Source organism: Burkholderia torrens (genome assembly GCF_984668525.1).
Map to the genome: position 1 here is coordinate 1,745,729 of NZ_OZ480212.1, position 14,887 is coordinate 1,760,615.

At 68.4% G+C, this 14,887-nt stretch carries 11 protein-coding genes; 8 read left to right on the forward strand and 3 right to left on the reverse strand.

The annotated features are described in order from the left end of the window. Window positions 1-24 precede the first annotated feature (24 nt). The gene (locus AC5LXX_RS24140) at window positions 25-984 is read right to left on the reverse strand and encodes an MBL fold metallo-hydrolase (protein WP_124447781.1); all 960 of its coding nucleotides are present in this window, start codon (window positions 982-984) and stop codon (window positions 25-27) included. A gap of 177 nt (window positions 985-1,161) precedes the next feature. On the opposite strand from AC5LXX_RS24140, the gene AC5LXX_RS24145 reads away from it, so the two are divergent. Both AC5LXX_RS24145 and AC5LXX_RS24150 read left to right on the forward strand, forming a co-directional pair. After that, on the forward strand, window positions 1,162-2,838 hold the full coding sequence (locus AC5LXX_RS24145) for an IclR family transcriptional regulator (RefSeq protein WP_493411246.1): 1,677 nt from the start codon (window positions 1,162-1,164) through the stop codon (window positions 2,836-2,838). A 229-nt stretch (window positions 2,839-3,067) separates the two neighbouring features. Then, window positions 3,068-3,211, forward strand: a complete 144-nt coding sequence (locus AC5LXX_RS24150; protein ID WP_162999171.1) for a hypothetical protein — start codon at window positions 3,068-3,070, stop codon at window positions 3,209-3,211. 379 nt (window positions 3,212-3,590) lie between these two features. Here the strand turns inward: AC5LXX_RS24150 and AC5LXX_RS24155 are convergent, their stop codons facing one another. Continuing rightward, on the reverse strand, window positions 3,591-4,073 hold the full coding sequence (locus AC5LXX_RS24155) for an Lrp/AsnC family transcriptional regulator (protein ID WP_059240672.1): 483 nt from the start codon (window positions 4,071-4,073) through the stop codon (window positions 3,591-3,593). Window positions 4,074-4,357: 284 nt separating this feature from the next. On the opposite strand from AC5LXX_RS24155, the gene AC5LXX_RS24160 reads away from it, so the two are divergent. The 3 genes from AC5LXX_RS24160 to AC5LXX_RS24170 all read left to right on the forward strand — a co-directional run bounded on the left by AC5LXX_RS24160 (window position 4,358) and on the right by AC5LXX_RS24170 (window position 7,653). After that, entirely contained in the window at window positions 4,358-5,020 is a 663-nt protein-coding gene (locus tag AC5LXX_RS24160) for a LysE family translocator (RefSeq protein WP_493411247.1), read from the forward strand. Between the two features lie 78 nt (window positions 5,021-5,098). Continuing rightward, complete coding sequence (locus AC5LXX_RS24165) at window positions 5,099-5,530, forward strand: YqaA family protein (protein ID WP_493411248.1); 432 nt, start codon at window positions 5,099-5,101, stop codon at window positions 5,528-5,530. Between the two features lie 140 nt (window positions 5,531-5,670). Beyond that, the gene (locus tag AC5LXX_RS24170) at window positions 5,671-7,653 is read left to right on the forward strand and encodes a methyl-accepting chemotaxis protein (RefSeq protein WP_493411249.1); all 1,983 of its coding nucleotides are present in this window, start codon (window positions 5,671-5,673) and stop codon (window positions 7,651-7,653) included. 37 nt (window positions 7,654-7,690) lie between these two features. Here AC5LXX_RS24170 and AC5LXX_RS24175 read toward each other — a convergent pair whose 3' ends face one another. Next, a complete protein-coding gene (locus AC5LXX_RS24175) occupies window positions 7,691-9,343 on the reverse strand; it encodes an acyl-CoA synthetase (RefSeq protein WP_493411250.1) in 1,653 nt (550 codons plus the stop codon). A 168-nt stretch (window positions 9,344-9,511) separates the two neighbouring features. Between AC5LXX_RS24175 and AC5LXX_RS24180 the strand changes: the two genes are divergently transcribed. From AC5LXX_RS24180 to AC5LXX_RS24190, 3 genes are all read left to right on the forward strand, one after another. Further along, window positions 9,512-10,267, forward strand: a complete 756-nt coding sequence (locus AC5LXX_RS24180) for a Crp/Fnr family transcriptional regulator (RefSeq protein ID WP_493411251.1) — start codon at window positions 9,512-9,514, stop codon at window positions 10,265-10,267. 186 nt (window positions 10,268-10,453) lie between these two features. Continuing rightward, window positions 10,454-13,621 carry an efflux RND transporter permease subunit gene (locus AC5LXX_RS24185; RefSeq protein ID WP_493411252.1) on the forward strand — a complete coding sequence of 1,056 codons (3,168 nt, stop codon included), beginning with the start codon at window positions 10,454-10,456 and terminating at the stop codon, window positions 13,619-13,621. A 36-nt stretch (window positions 13,622-13,657) separates the two neighbouring features. Continuing rightward, window positions 13,658-14,887 (forward strand): efflux RND transporter periplasmic adaptor subunit, encoded by a 1,230-nt coding sequence (locus AC5LXX_RS24190; RefSeq protein WP_493411253.1) that lies wholly within the window; start codon window positions 13,658-13,660, stop codon window positions 14,885-14,887.

Here is a 14,887-nt window from a genome sequence, read left to right on the forward strand (position 1 = left end):
GAACGCCCCGCCGCCGCGCGCCGCTCAGTCCTGCAGCGCGGCCCACATTTCCTTGTCGCGCTGCGCGGTCCAGATGCGCGGATGCGTGATGCCGCTCGCTTCGTCGAACGCGCGCGACACGTCGAACGGCAGACAGTGTTCGTAGATGAACACGTGGCCGAACTTCGGGTCCATCGCTTCGCGCGTGAGCGCCATCGACGCCTTCAGGTCGAGATTGCGCTCGACGGCCTTGCGGCCCTGCGCGAGCAGCGTCGTCACGAAATCCTTCGTGTAGTCGAGGCCCTTGTTCACGTCGGCCGGATTCAGCAGTGCGGGGCCGCGGCCGGGCACCAGCTTCTCGGCGCCGAGCGCGCGCAGCGCCTCGAGCGTGGCCGGCCACTGTTCGAGCTGCGCATCGCCGCAGTAGCACGCGGCGTCGTATTCGACGAGGTCGCCCGAAAACAGCACCTTCTGCGACGGCAGCCACACGATCGTGTCGCCCTTCGTGTGACCCGAGCCGACGTGCATGATCTTCACTTCGAGCTTGCCGAGGAACAGCGTGATCTCGCGCTCGAACACGAGCGTCGGCCAGGTCAGGCCCGGCACCGTCTCGACGCCGGCGAACAGGCGCGGGAAGCGTTCGATCTCCGACTTCATGTCGGCCTCGCCGCGCTCGACGATCATCTCGTAGGTGCCGCGGCTCGCGATCACGTGCTGCGCGCCTTCGTCGAAATACGCGGATGCGCCGAGCACGCGCACCGCGTGGTAGTGCGACAGCACCACGTGCTTGATCGGCTTGTCGGTCACGCTGCGGATCTTCGCGATCAGGTCCTGCGCCATCGCGGGCGTCGCGGTCGTGTCGACGATCAGCACGCTGTCGTCGCCGATGATCACGCCCGAGTTCGGGTCGCCTTCGGCGGTGTAGGCGTACGCGTTCTCGGACAGCTTCGTCCAGGTGACTTTCTTCTCTTCCAGATCGGCTTGGGAGGCGAATGCTTTGGCCATTGTGCGTTCCGTGGCTGCGAGCCATGTGTTGAGGGGAATGAGCGGATCATCTTCTCGCCTCGAATATTTGTCAATGACAAAGTCGCTTGCTATTGTTTAATGCGGGTAAACCTGCGGGCTGGCGCGATAAATGGCGTCGGATACCATGCGGGGTTTCGTCAACGGAAGAATCATCGCGTGCAGAACCACGAAGTCAGCGCAGACGACGCGCCGCCCAAGGCGCAGCGCGGGATCCAGAGCGTCGAGGTCGGCGGCCGGCTGCTCGACGCGCTCGCGCGCCGGCGCAAGCCGCTCGGGCTGTCGGAACTGGCTGCGGCGGCCGACCTGTCGACCGCGCAGGCGCACACCTATCTCGTCAGCCTGACGCGGCTCGCGCTCGTGAAGCGCGATGCGATCACCGGCAACTACGAGCCGGGCCCGCTGTCGCTACGGCTGGGGCTGATGTCGATCGAGCGCCAGCCGGCCTATCGCGCGGCGCTGCCGCACGCGGCGCAGCTCGCCGAAGCCGTCGGCCTGAGCGTCGCGCTGTCGGTGCCGGGCGCGCTCGGCCCGACGATCGTGCGCATCGAGCACGGCGGCTATCCGTTGCACGTGAACCTGCACGTCGGTTCGGTGATGTCGCTCGACACGACGGCGACCGGCCGAGTGTTCCGCGCGTTCGGCGACGCCGCCCAGCTCGACGCGATGGCCGCGAGCCAGGCCGGCGCGGGTGCGACGCTCGCCGGCACCGAAACCGCGCAAGCCGCACCGGACGCCGATGCGCAACAGGCCGAACGCGAAGCGATCCGTGCGCGCGGCATTGAACGCAGCATCGACCGGCCGAGCCCCGGCGTCAGCGCGATGTGCGTGCCCGTATGCGACGCGCACGGGCATCTGCAGCTTGCGTTGACGGTGATCGGTTCGAGCGGGTCGATCGACGTCGACTGGAACGGCCCGATCGCGACGGCCTTGCGCGAAACGGCGCGGCAGGCCACCGCGTCGCTCGGCGCGCAAGGGTCGAGCGCGGCCGAACCGCCGTCCGCGTCCGAGTCCACGCCCGCGCAGGCAGCCGGCGCGGCGCGCGTGCCGCCGGCCCTGGCCGACGACGCGAAGGCGCAGCGCGGGATCAACGCGCTCGACAGCACCGGTGAACTGCTGCTCGCGCTGGTGTCGGCGGGCCGTGCGCTGCCGCTGCGCGATCTCGCGGCGGCGGCCGGCATGCCGGCCGCGAAAGCGTTTCCGCATCTGGTCAGCCTGCAGAAGATCGGCCTGCTGGGCCGCGACGATGCCGGCTGCTTCGACGGCGGCCCGCTCGCGCAGGCGCTCGGCCTGATCGCGATGCAGCGCGTGTCGCCGACGCGCGACGCGGAAGCCGAGATCGTCGCGCTGGCCGCCGCGACCGACATGAGCGTCGCCGCCGCGACGCTCGGCCCGCTCGGCCCGACCGTGATCCGGCTCGAGGAATCGGCGCGGCCGCAGCACGTGAGCCTGCAGGTCGGCACCGTGATGTCGCTCGTCAATACGGCGATCGGCCGGATATTCGCATCGGGCATGTCCGACGACGTGCTGGCCGACCTGCTCGCCAACGAGCCCGTGCGTCTCGCGGGCACCCGCGCCGCGCCGGACGACGCCGCATTCCGCGCGCGGCTCGCGGCGATCCGCGCGGACGAACTCGATTTCGCGTTCGATGCGCCGGTGCCGGGCATCGGCACGGTCGCCGCGCCCGTGTTCGATCACACCGGCAGCATCCGGCTCGTGATCGCGATCATCGGCTCGTCGCGCGGCTTTCCGCGCGGGCCGGACAGCGACCTCGCGCAGACGCTGCGCGCCGCGACGCGGCGGCTGTCCTGGCGCTTCGGGTGGATCGGCCGGTAATCGCGCCCTTTTCCCCGGCGTTCGACTCCCCCTGTTTTTCTTCCCGCGAGGCCGTGCCGGCACGGCCTCGCCACGCCTGGGCGTCACGCAACGGCGCCGATATTCATGTTGCGCAGCAGCAACATAAACTGTCAGGAATTCTCATATAACGAAATCTCATTTCACAAGGCGGAGCCGTTTCGCTATGATTAGGGTTATCCCTAACTCGCCACCTATATGGGGCTTCGTCATGCAAACGTCTAATGTCTCCGATCGTTCCACCCAATCCACTGGCTGGCTCGCACGTGTGAGCGAGCTGCTTGCGGAAGCGTGGGCGCTCCACCTCGAGAACTGCGAAGTCATCGCTGAAGCACACGCGCGCCTGCCGCGCTGAGCGGGGCGACCGGCCGCCTGCCGGCGGCAAACACCTAAACACCCTGCCTGATCCGCTCGCCCGGACGCGCGCCGCCAGTGGCCGCTGCCGCCGGGCGCCGGAATGCGGGGTGCCGACGTGGAAACCAGCCGGGGTTCGTCTCGGCAGAATGCGCTCACCGCGCCGGGCGCGTTTCACGGTCGTCTCGAGGCCGGTTCAAGGCCGCTTCAAGAGCGATACCAGGCGCACGACTGCGCCGGATCGTTGCAACGGAAGATTCATCCGTCTTTCGTGCCCGTTGGCCGTCTCACGCGGCGAGCCTTCCCTGTCGGCCCTTCGGTTTTCGCCGAAGCCGTACGCGCCGTCGTCTCGACGACGGCCACATCCCCTCTGCGCCCCGTCATACCTGGATCGAAGGCACATCCTTCATGCACCGCAGCGCGAACATCGAGCGGCTGTGACGGATGCTCGAAATCCGGTACAGCTTTTCGCGCAGGAACCGTTCGTAGCCGGCCGTGCCGTCCACCGCCACCTTGATCCAGTAGTCGTACTCGCCCGACACCAGGTACGCCTCGAGCACTTCCGGCAGCGCCGCCAGTTCCGAGCCGAAACGCGCGAGCGCGTCGTCCTCGTGGCGATCGAGCGTGACTTCGAGGATCACGATGTCCGCATAGCCGAGCATGCGCTGGTTGACCAGCGCGACGTAACCGTCGATGTAGCCGTCGAGTTCGAGTTGCCGCGTGCGGTTCCAGCAGGCGGTGGTCGACATGCCGATCTGTTCGGCGAGTTCGGCGTTCGACAGGCGCGCATTTTTCTGCAATGCACCCAGGATCTTGCGGTCCTGATTGTCGAGCGTTTTGGGCGTGCGTTCGCGGGTAGCCATGATGAGAAGAATCTTCTACTGAAAATCGGCATTCTATCTGAACAGGATTCCGGTTTCAGGTCCGTTTTGCTGGAAAACAGGAAGCCTTTTAACCGGGCCGCTTGATACATTTTCTCCATGCCTGCTGCCCGGCACGCTCCCCGCGACAACCCCCTCGCACCGGGACGCACGGCCGCAATCACGAGTTGCGGTGCCGGGCGGCAGGCATGCGATTCCCCGCCGCCCCGCACGCCTATCCGACCGCGTGCGGGGCCGGTGCCTGCGGCCCTGTTCCTGCTTCCGTCATGTCGTTCAAGCTTTATCTGTCGTTCCTCGCTGCTTCTGTCGTCCTGATCTACGCCCCCGGTCCCGTCAACCTGCTCACGATGAACCAGGCGCTGCGCGCCGGCTGGCGCCGCGCGCTGCCGTGCGTCTGGGGCGGCACGCTCGCCGTGCTGCTGCAACTCGCGCTGACCGCGCTGTGCCTGAATTCGCTGGTGCATCTCAATGAACACGCGCTGACCGTGCTGCGCTGGGCCGGCGCCGCGTATCTCGTGTGGCTCGGGGCCAAGCAATGGCTCAGCCGTGCGCCGGCTGGCACTCCCGCCGCCACGACCGCAGCCGGAACCGGGACCGCGGCGGCCGTGGCCCTGCCGGACACCGACACCGGCCGCGCGCTGTTCTGGCGCGGCGTCGCGACCTCCGGCCTGAATCCGAAAACGCTGCTGTTCTTTCCGTCGTTCTTTCCGCAGTTCATCAGCCCGGATTCCGACTGGAGCCTGAACCTGCAATTCCTGCTGCTCGCGACGACGTTCGCGCTGCTGTTCGCAGGCGGCGTTGCGTCGATGGCGCTGTTCTCGCACCGGCTGAGCCGGGCGTTGCAGCGGCCGGCGCGGATGCGCGCGATGAATCGCGTGACGGGCGGGCTGCTCGTCGGGATGGGCGCGATCATGGCCGGCTGGAACTGAGGACACCGACGCGTTCCTTTCCGCGCGACCGCCGCACGCCCGCGCCGCCGCCGATGACGCCGCCGGTACAATCGCGCGATGTCCGAATTGCTCACTTACGGCGGCCTGTTCGCCGTGTCGATGGTCGCCGCGACCCTGTTCCCGCTCCAGTCCGAAGCCGTGCTCGCCGGCCTGCTGCTCGCCGGGCGCGAACCCGTATGGGCGCTGGTGCTCGTCGCGAGCATCGGCAACGTCGCCGGCTCGGCGATCAACTGGGCGCTCGGGCGCGGCATCGAGCACTTCCGCGAGCGCCGCTGGTTTCCGGTCAAGCCGTCCGCGCTCGCGCGCGCCGAGCGCTGGTACAGCCGCTACGGCCGCTGGTCGCTGCTGCTCAGCTGGGCGCCGGTGATCGGCGATCCGCTGACGATGATCGCCGGCGTGCTGCGCGAGCCGCTGCCGACCTTCCTCGTCATCGTGACGATCGCAAAGGTCGGCCGCTATCTGGCCGTCGCATGGCTCGTGACGCACTGACCTCCACTGTCCTTCGCGCGCCTGCCGGCCCGCCAGCGGCGACGCTCCGCTAAAGATTTCGCCAGAGTTGCCGTATTTAACGGACGACTAGCGGTGACGCGTGCGTTCCGCCTCCTCTCCCTCCCCACTCAGGATGTTTCATGAGATTGACCCAATTGGGCCGGGTGAGCGTCGGCGCGCGTCTCGCCGCGCTGGCGTGCGTGCTCGTCGCCCTGCTGTTTACCGTGTTCGCATGGACACTCGCCCATTTCGCCGGCCGTCAGCTCGCTGACGAAGCGCACATGCGGATCGTCGACAAGGAGCAGTCGATCCGCGCGATGGTCGACCTGTTCGACAAGGCACTGACCGCCGAAGCCAACCGCTCGATGTCGCTGTTCGCGAGTTTCCTGCCGGCCGATTTCTCGCTCGACCCGGCACGCACGGTCGACATCGGCGGCGTGGCCGCGCCGACGCTCCTCGCGGGCGGCCAGCCGCTCGACCTCGATTACTCGATTCCCGACCAGTTCCTGAAGAAAAGCGGCGCGATCGCGACGATCTTCGCGCGCGACGGCGACGATTTCGTGCGCATCACGACGTCGCTGAAGAAGCAGGACGGCGCGCGCGCCGTCGGCACCAAGCTCGACCGCGCGGGCCCCGCGTATGGGCCGCTCGTCGCCGGGCGCAGCTACACGGGCCTCGCGAAGCTGTTCGGCCGGTCGTACATCACGCAGTACAAGCCGGTGACCGACGCGACCGGCCGCGTGATCGGCGCGCTGTTCGTCGGCCTCGACATCGGCGCCGAGCTCAAGCTCGTCGAAGACGGCATCCGCGCGCTGAAGATCGGCGACAACGGCTACTACTTCGTGCTCGATGCGTCGCAGGGCCCGTCGCGCGGCACCTTCGTCGTGCATCCCGATGCGGCCGGCCAACCCGCCGACGACACGCGTGCGCCCTATGCGCAGATGCTCGCGGCCGGCCAGGGCCGGCTCGCGTACACATCGACCGACCCGGCCGCGCACGACGGCGGCCCGACCGCGAAATTCGTGTCGTTCACGACGATTCCGCAGTGGCAGTGGCTCGTCGGCGGCATCGCGCTCGACGACGAGCTGCTCGCCAGCATGCGCGCCACCCGCAACCGTTTCCTGATGATCGGCGCCGTGCTCGTCGCGGCGTTCGCGACGCTGTTCGTCATCGTGGTGCGCCGCGTCGTGAGCCGGCCGCTGGAAGCTGCTGCGCGGGCCTCCGAGCGCTATGCGGCAGGCGATCTCAGCGTGCGCATCCGCGACGGTGCGCCCGCGCAAGGCAGCGCGGGCAACGACGAGATCGGCCGGCTCGTGCAGGCGGTCGACGGGATCGGCGACGGCCTCGCGCGGATCGTCGCGCAGGTGCGCAACAGCTCGGCCGACATCGCGCACGGCACGGTCGGCATCGCGGCCGGCAGCGGCGACATCGCCGCGCGGATCGCGACGCAGGCGAGCAGCGTCGAACAGACGGCCGCCAGCATGGAGCAGATCACCGCCGCCGTGCAGCAGAGCGCCGAGCACGCGGCGCAGGCCAACGCGCTGGTCGCCGACGCGTCGGCCGCCGCGACGAACGGTGACGCCGCGGTGCAGCGCGTGGTCGCGACGATGGACGACATCGGCCGCGCGACGCGCCGGATCGCCGAAATCACCGGCGCGATCGAAGGCATCGCCTTCCAGACCAACATCCTCGCGCTGAACGCGGCCGTCGAAGCCGCGCGTGCGGGCGAACACGGCAAGGGCTTCGCCGTGGTCGCGGCCGAGGTGCGCGCGCTCGCGCAGCGCAGCGCGGCTGCCGTCAAGGAAATCGATGCACTGAGCGCCGAATCGTCGACGACCGTCGAACAGGGTTACCGGATCGCGGGCGCCGCGCGCGGCACGATGCGCGACATCGTCGCGCGGGTCGACCAGGTCCGCACGCTGATCGGCGAGATCAGCGCGGCGGCGCGCGAGCAATCGACCGGCATCGAGCAGGTGAACCTGGCCGTCACGCAGATCGGCGAAGCGACGCAGCAGAATGCGACGCTGATCTCCGACGCCGAACGCGCGGCCGTCGCGCTGCGCGACCAGGCCGCGCAGCTGTCGGACGCGGTCAGCGTGTTCCGGCTCGAACGCAACGCGTGACGGACGCCGGACGATCGGCCAGGGCCGGGCGACTCGCCTACTTCTTGTCGCCCGCCAGGTCGATCGCCTTGTCCGAGCCGACCGCATTGCGCAGCTGGAACTTCTGGATCTTGCCGGTCGACGTCTTCGGCAGCTCGCCGAAGCGCACGGCCTTCGGCACCTTGAAGCCCGCGAGCAGTTGCCGGCAGTGCGCGACGATCTCCTCCTCGGTCGCGCTCGCGCCTTCGCGCAGCTCGACGAACGCACAGGGCACTTCGCCCCATTTCGGATCGGGCATCGCGACGACGGCCGCGACGGCGACGGCCGGATGGCGGTACAGCGCGTCCTCGACCTCGATGCTCGAGATGTTCTCGCCGCCGGAGATGATGATGTCCTTCTTGCGATCCTTGATGCGAATATAGCCGTCCGGCATCAGCACCGCGAGATCGCCGGTATGGAACCAGCCGCCGTGGAACGCGTCGTCGGTCGCCTTCGGGTTCTTCAGGTAGCCCTTCATGCAGATGTTGCCGCGGAACATGATCTCGCCGAGCGTCTCGCCGTCGGCCGGCACGGGCGCCATCGTGTCGGGATCGAGCACCGTGGCGCCCGCTTCGAGGTGGTAACGCACGCCCTGGCGCGCATTCAATCGCGCGCGTTCCTCGTCGGACACCGCTTCCCAGTGCGACTGCTTCGCACACACGGTCGCCGGACCGTAGACCTCGGTCAGCCCGTACACGTGCAGCAGGTCGAAGCCGATCTCCTTCATCTTCGCGATCACGGCCGGCGCGGGCGCCGCGCCCGCGACCATCGCGTGCACCGTGTGGTCGATCCCCGCGCGGAATTCGGCGGGCGCGTTCGCGATCGCGCTCTGCACGATCGGCGCGCCGCAGTAATGCGTGATGCGTTCGCGGCGGATCAGGTCGAACACCGTCTTCGCATCGAACTTGCGCAGGCACACGTTCACGCCCGCACGCGCCGCGACGGCCCACGGGAAACACCAGCCGTTGCAGTGGAACATCGGCAGCGTCCACAGATACACCGCGTGCTTCGGCATGTCCCATTCGAGGAGGTTGCTGATCGCCGCGAGATACGCGCCGCGATGGTGGTAGACGACGCCCTTCGGGTCGCCGGTCGTACCCGACGTGTAGTTCAGCGCGATCGCCTCCCATTCGTCCGCGGGCGGCGTCCATGCGTAGTCGGGGTCGCCGCCGGCCACGAAAGCCTCGTAGTCGGTCGCGCCCGCGAAGCGGTCGGGATCGGCCGGCATCGCGTCGGCGACGCTGACGATCTTCAGGTCCGGCACCTCGAGCGCCGCGCGATGCGCGAGTTCCGCGTATTCGGTGTCGACGATCAGCACCTTCGCCTCGCCGTGACGGAGCATGAACAGCACCGACGGCACGTCGAGCCGCGTGTTGATCGTGTTGAGCACCGCGCCGGCCATCGGCACGCCGAAGTGCGCCTCGACCATCGCCGGGATGTTCGGCAGCATCGCCGCGACCGTGTCGCCGCGCTCGACGCCGGCCCGCGCGAGCGCGCTCGCCAGCTGCTTCGCACGCGTGTACGTCTCGCCCCACGTGCGCCGCACGTCGCCGTGCACGATCGCAAGGCGCTCGCCATAGACTTCGGCCGTCCGGACCAGGAAATCGATCGGGGTGAGCGGCACGTAATTGGCGTCGCGGCGGCCGAGTCCGGCCTCGAACATCTGCGTCATGATCCTGTCTCCCGTGTACTGTCGACCGGCGTGCATGCACCCCGGATCGTTTTGATGTGGTTCAATTGCCGACAGACTAACGGGCGCTATTGTGAGCCGTCTGTCATCGAAACGACAGAGTGCCGCTCCAGCGCTGCGCGTTATCCCTATCCTCGCAAACCCGCACCCATGCACGACGACTCCGTTGCGCCGCCCGACGCGCCCGCCCGCCCGGCCGACACGCTTCCCGAACCGGGCCCGCTGCCGCCGCTCGCGACGCTGTTCGCCCAGTGTGCGTGGTTCCGCACGCTCGCGCCCGAGCACCAGGCGCTCGTGCTCGCGCAGTCGCGCGTCGAGCAGTGCGAGGCCGGTGACGTGATCGCGCACCGGCTCGCGCCGTCCGAGTACTGGATCGGCGTGCACCAGGGGCTGCTGAAGCTCGCGATCTTCAACGTGTCGGGGCGCGGCTGCACGTTTTCCGGCGTGCCGTCGGGCGGCTGGTTCGGCGAAGGCAGCGTGATCAAGCGCGAACTGCGCAAGTACGAGGTCGTCGCGATCCAGCGCTCGACCGTGCTGTTCGTGCCGGTCGACACCTTCCATGCGCTGCTCGATACCAGCCTGCCGTTCACGCGCTTCGTGATCCATCAGCTGAACAACCGGATGGGCGAATTCATCGCCTCGATCCAGAACAGCCGGCTGCTCGATGTCGACGCACGCGTCGCGCAGGCGCTCGCGCAGCTCTTCAACCCCGACCTGTATCCGGATACCGGCCCGTCGCTGTCGATTTCCCAGGAGGAACTCGGCATGCTCGTCGGCGTGTCGCGGCAGCGGATCAACCAGGCGCTGCAGCAGCTGGAAAAGCTCGGCGCGTTGCGGCTCGCGTACAACCAGATCGAGGTCGTCGATCTGCAGGCGCTCGCGCGCTTCGGAATGGAACAGCTGTGAGCGCCGCACGATCGGCACAACCGTCGCCATCGCGACACGTGCATTCCGTCTGCGGAATCGGCGCGCAACGCGCGCGCCTCAACCTGACAATTCCGCCAGTTTCGCGACAGTAACCCGTTCCACGCCGACGCCTATCATTCGGGTTCCCTTCACCGACGCCTGATCACCGCCCGTCCCGCTGCCTTCATGTGGATCGTCAATCTCGCGCTCAAGCGCCCCTACACGTTCATCGTCATGGCCATCATGATCGTGCTGGCCACCCCGCTGGCGCTGATGCGCACACCGGTGGACGTGCTGCCCGCGATCAACATCCCCGTGATCAGCGTGATCTGGAATTACAGCGGCTTCTCCGCGACGGAGATGACCAACCGCATCACGTCCGTCCATGAGCGGATCCTGACGACGACCGTCAACAACATCCAGCACGTCGAATCGACGTCGCTGCCCGGCATCGCCGTCGTGAAGGTGTTCCTGCAGCCGGGCGCGAACGTGCAGACGGCGATCGCGCAGACGGTTTCCTCCGCGCAGGCGATCGTGCGGCAGATGCCGCAGGGCGCGACGCCGCCGCTCGTGATCACCTATTCGGCGTCGAGCATCCCGGTGATCCAGCTCGGGCTGTCGAGCACGACGCTCAGCGAACAGTCGCTCGCCGATATCGCGCTCAACTTCCTGCGCCCGCAGCTGATCACGGTGCCGGGCGCGCAGATCCCGTTCCCGTACGGCGGCCGCACGCGCGTGGTCGCGATCGACCTCGACCCGCAGGCGCTGCAAGCGAAGGGGCTCACGCCGGCCGACATTGTCAACGCGGTCAACGCGCAAAACCTCGTGCTGCCGACCGGCACCGCGAAGATGGGCCAGACCGAATACCGGATCGACACGAACGCGTCGGCCGATACCGTCGCCGACATCAACAACCTGCCGGTCCAGACCGTCAACGGCGCGACGACCTACCTGCGCGAGGTCGCAGCGGTGCGCGACGGCTTCGCGCCGCAGACCAACGTCGTGCGCCAGAACGGCCAGCGCGGCGTGCTCATCTCGATCCTGAAAAGCGGCGACGCGTCGACGCTCAAGGTCGTGTCGGACCTGAAGGCGCTGCTGCCGAAGGTGATCCCGACACTGCCCGAAGGGCTCACGATCACGCCGCTGTTCGACCAGTCGGTGTTCGTCGACGCGGCCGTCCAGGGCGTGATCCACGAGGCGCTGATCGCCGCCGTGCTGACCGCGATGATGATCCTGCTGTTCCTCGGCAACTGGCGCAGCACACTGATCATCGCGATCTCGATCCCGCTGTCGATCTTCACGTCGCTGATCGCGCTGTCCGCGCTCGGCGAGACCATCAACATCATGACGCTCGGCGGGCTCGCGCTCGCGGTCGGCATTCTCGTCGACGATGCGACCGTCACGATCGAGAACATCGAGCGGCACCTGCACCTCGGTACCAACCTGCACGACGCGATCCTCGAAGGCGCGGGCGAAATCGCGGTGCCCGCGTTCGTGTCGACGCTGTGCATCTGCATCGTGTTCGTGCCGATGTTCTTCCTGACGGGCGTCGCGCGCTTCCTGTTCGTGCCGCTCGCGGAAGCCGTCGTGTTCGCGATGCTCGCGTCGTACGTGCTGTCGCGCACGCTGGTGCCGACGCTCGCGATGCTGCTGTTCCGCCCGCAGCAGGCGAGCACCGGCCCCGAGCATTCGATGTCGCGCTTCGCGCGCCTGCATCACGCGTTCAACCATGCGTTCGAACGGCTGCGCGCGTGGTACATCGTGCTGCTCAGCATCCTGCTCGTGCGCCGCCGCTTCTACGCGATGTGCTTCCTCGGCTTCTGCGTGCTGTCGACGGGGCTGGTGTTCGTGCTCGGCCGCGACTTCTTCCCGAACGCCGATTCCGGCAACATCCGGCTGCACATGCGTGCGCCGACCGGCTACCGGATCGAGGAAACCGCGCGCCTCGCCGACCAGGTCGAACGCGTGATCCGCGACACCGTGCCGCCCGACGAGCTCGGCGCGATCGTCGACAACCTCGGCCTGCCGGTGAGCGGCATCAACCTGTCGTACAGCAACGCCGGCACGATCGGCACGCTCGACGGCGAGCTGCTGATCGCGCTGAAACCCGGCCACCGCGCGACCCGGCACTACGTGCAGACGCTGCGCACGCTGCTGCCGCAACGCTTCCCGGGCGTCGAGTTCTTCTTCCAGCCGTCGGACATCGTCACGCAGATCCTCAACTTCGGCCAGCCGGCCGCGATCGACGTGCAGGTGCTCGGCAACGATCTCGCGAGTAACATGACCATTGCGAGCAGCCTGATGAAAAAGATCAGGCAAATCCCCGGCGCCGTCGACGTGCACGTGCTGCAACGCAACGACGAGCCGACCCTGCTGGCCGACATGGACCGTACGCGCATGCAGCAGCTCAACCTCTCCGCGCAGAACGTCGCGCAGAACATGCTGATCTCGCTGTCCGGCAGTTCGCAGACCACGCCCTCGTTCTGGATCAACCCGCGCACCGGCGTGCAGTACCCGCTGCAGATCCAGACCCCGCAATACAGCATCTCCTCGGTCGACGACCTGCTCGGCACGCCGATTTCGGCGAGCGGCCGTACGGGCATGCCGCTGCAGTTGCTCGGCAACCTCGTGCAGGTGCGCAGCACCGTGAACCCGGCCGTGATCACGCACTACAACATCCGCCCGGCGATCGACGTGTACGTGAGCGTCGAAGGCCGCGACCTCGGCGCGGTCGCGGGCGAGATCGACCGCATCGTGTCCGGCGCGCGCGCGACGCTGCCGCGCGGCACCGACCTGACGATGCGCGGCCAGGTCGAGACGATGCGCACGTCGTACATCGGCCTCGGCGCGGGTGTCGCGATGGCGATCGTGCTCGTCTACCTGCTGATCGTCGTCAATTTCCAGTCGTGGCTCGATCCGCTGATCATCATCAGCGCGATGCCCGCCGCGCTCGCCGGCATCGCGTGGATGCTGTTCATCACCGGCACGCACCTGAGCGTGCCCGCGCTGACGGGCGCGATCATGACGGTGGGCGTCGCGACCGCGAACAGCATTCTGGTCGTGTCGTTCGCGCGCCAGCGCCTCGCGGCCGGCGCGCCGCCGCTCACGGCCGCGCTGGAGGCCGGCGCGACGCGGATCCGGCCGGTGCTGATGACGGCGCTCGCGATGATCATCGGGATGGTGCCGATGGCGCTCGGTCTCGGCGAAGGCGCCGAGCAGAATGCGCCGCTCGGCCGCGCGGTGATCGGCGGCCTGCTGTTCGCGACTGTTTCGACGTTGCTGTTCGTGCCGCTCGTGTTCGGCGGCGTGCATGCGCGGCTGGCCCGCCGGCGCGCGCGCCAGGCCGGACACTGACTTTCGCCCCACTACCCGGTTGAATTGGTTGAATTCATGGAAGAGAAACATCACAGCTCCGTCGGCATCCAGGTGGACGAACACGGCATGCACCTGCCGACGCGCACGTCGGTGTCGCGGCGCGGGCGCATCGTCCTGATCGTGATCGGCGTGCTGCTCGCCGCCGGCGCCGCGCGCACGATCGTCGTCAACGTGCTGAACGGCAACCGGCTCGACGCGGTCGCCGAGCAGAACACGTGCCAGTACGTGAGCGTCGTGCATCCGGTCGACGCGGCCACCGGCGGCAAGCTGACGCTGCCCGGCACGCTGCGCGGCTTCGTCGAGGCGCCGATCTACGCGCGGGCGAGCGGCTACGTGGTGCGCTGGCAGGCCGACATCGGCGCGCACGTGAAGCAGGGGCAGACGCTCGCCGAACTCGACACGCCCGAGCTGAACCAGGAACTCGCGCAGGCCACCGCGCAACGCCAGCAGGCGCAGGCCGCGCTCGCGCTCGCGAAGACGTCGTTCGACCGCGCGCAGCAGCTGCGCCAGCGCGATGCCGTCTCGCAGCAGGAACTCGACGACCGGCAAGGCGCGTTCAGCCAGGGCACCGCGAACCTCGCCGCGGCCGACGCGAACATGCGCCGGCTCACCGAGCTGAAGGGTTTCCAGCGGATCGTCGCGCCGATCGACGGGATCGTCACGCAGCGCAACGTCGACGTCGGCGATCTCGTCAATTCCGGCAACGCCGGCCGCTCGCTGTTCACCGTCGTGCAGGCCGACCGGCTGCGCCTCTACGTGCAGGTGCCGCAGGCCAACGCGCAGCAGGTGAAAGTCGGCCAGCACGTGAGCGTCGCGCAGGCCGAGCTGCCGGGCCGGACCTTCGACGGCACGATCACGCGCACGTCCGAGGCGATCGACGTCGCGACGCGCTCGCTGCAGATCGAGATTACGCTGCCGAACCCGGACGGCCGGCTGCTGCCCGGCGCTTACGTGCAGGCCACGCTGCCGATGACGCCGGTCGGCCGCCTGCAGGTGCCCGCCAATACGCTGCTGTTCCGCGGCGAAGGCCCGACGGTCGCGGCCGTCGACGCGAACGGCCAGGTCCACCTGAAGCAGGTGACGGTCGTGCGCACGATCGGCCAGACGCTCGAAGTCGATGGCCCGCTCACGCCGAGCGACCGCCTCGTCGCGAACCCGAGCGACGCGCTCGCGAACGGCGACAAGGTCGTCGTGCAGGCGCCGGCCGCGCAACCGGCATCGGCCGCCGCGGGAGCGAAGTCGTGA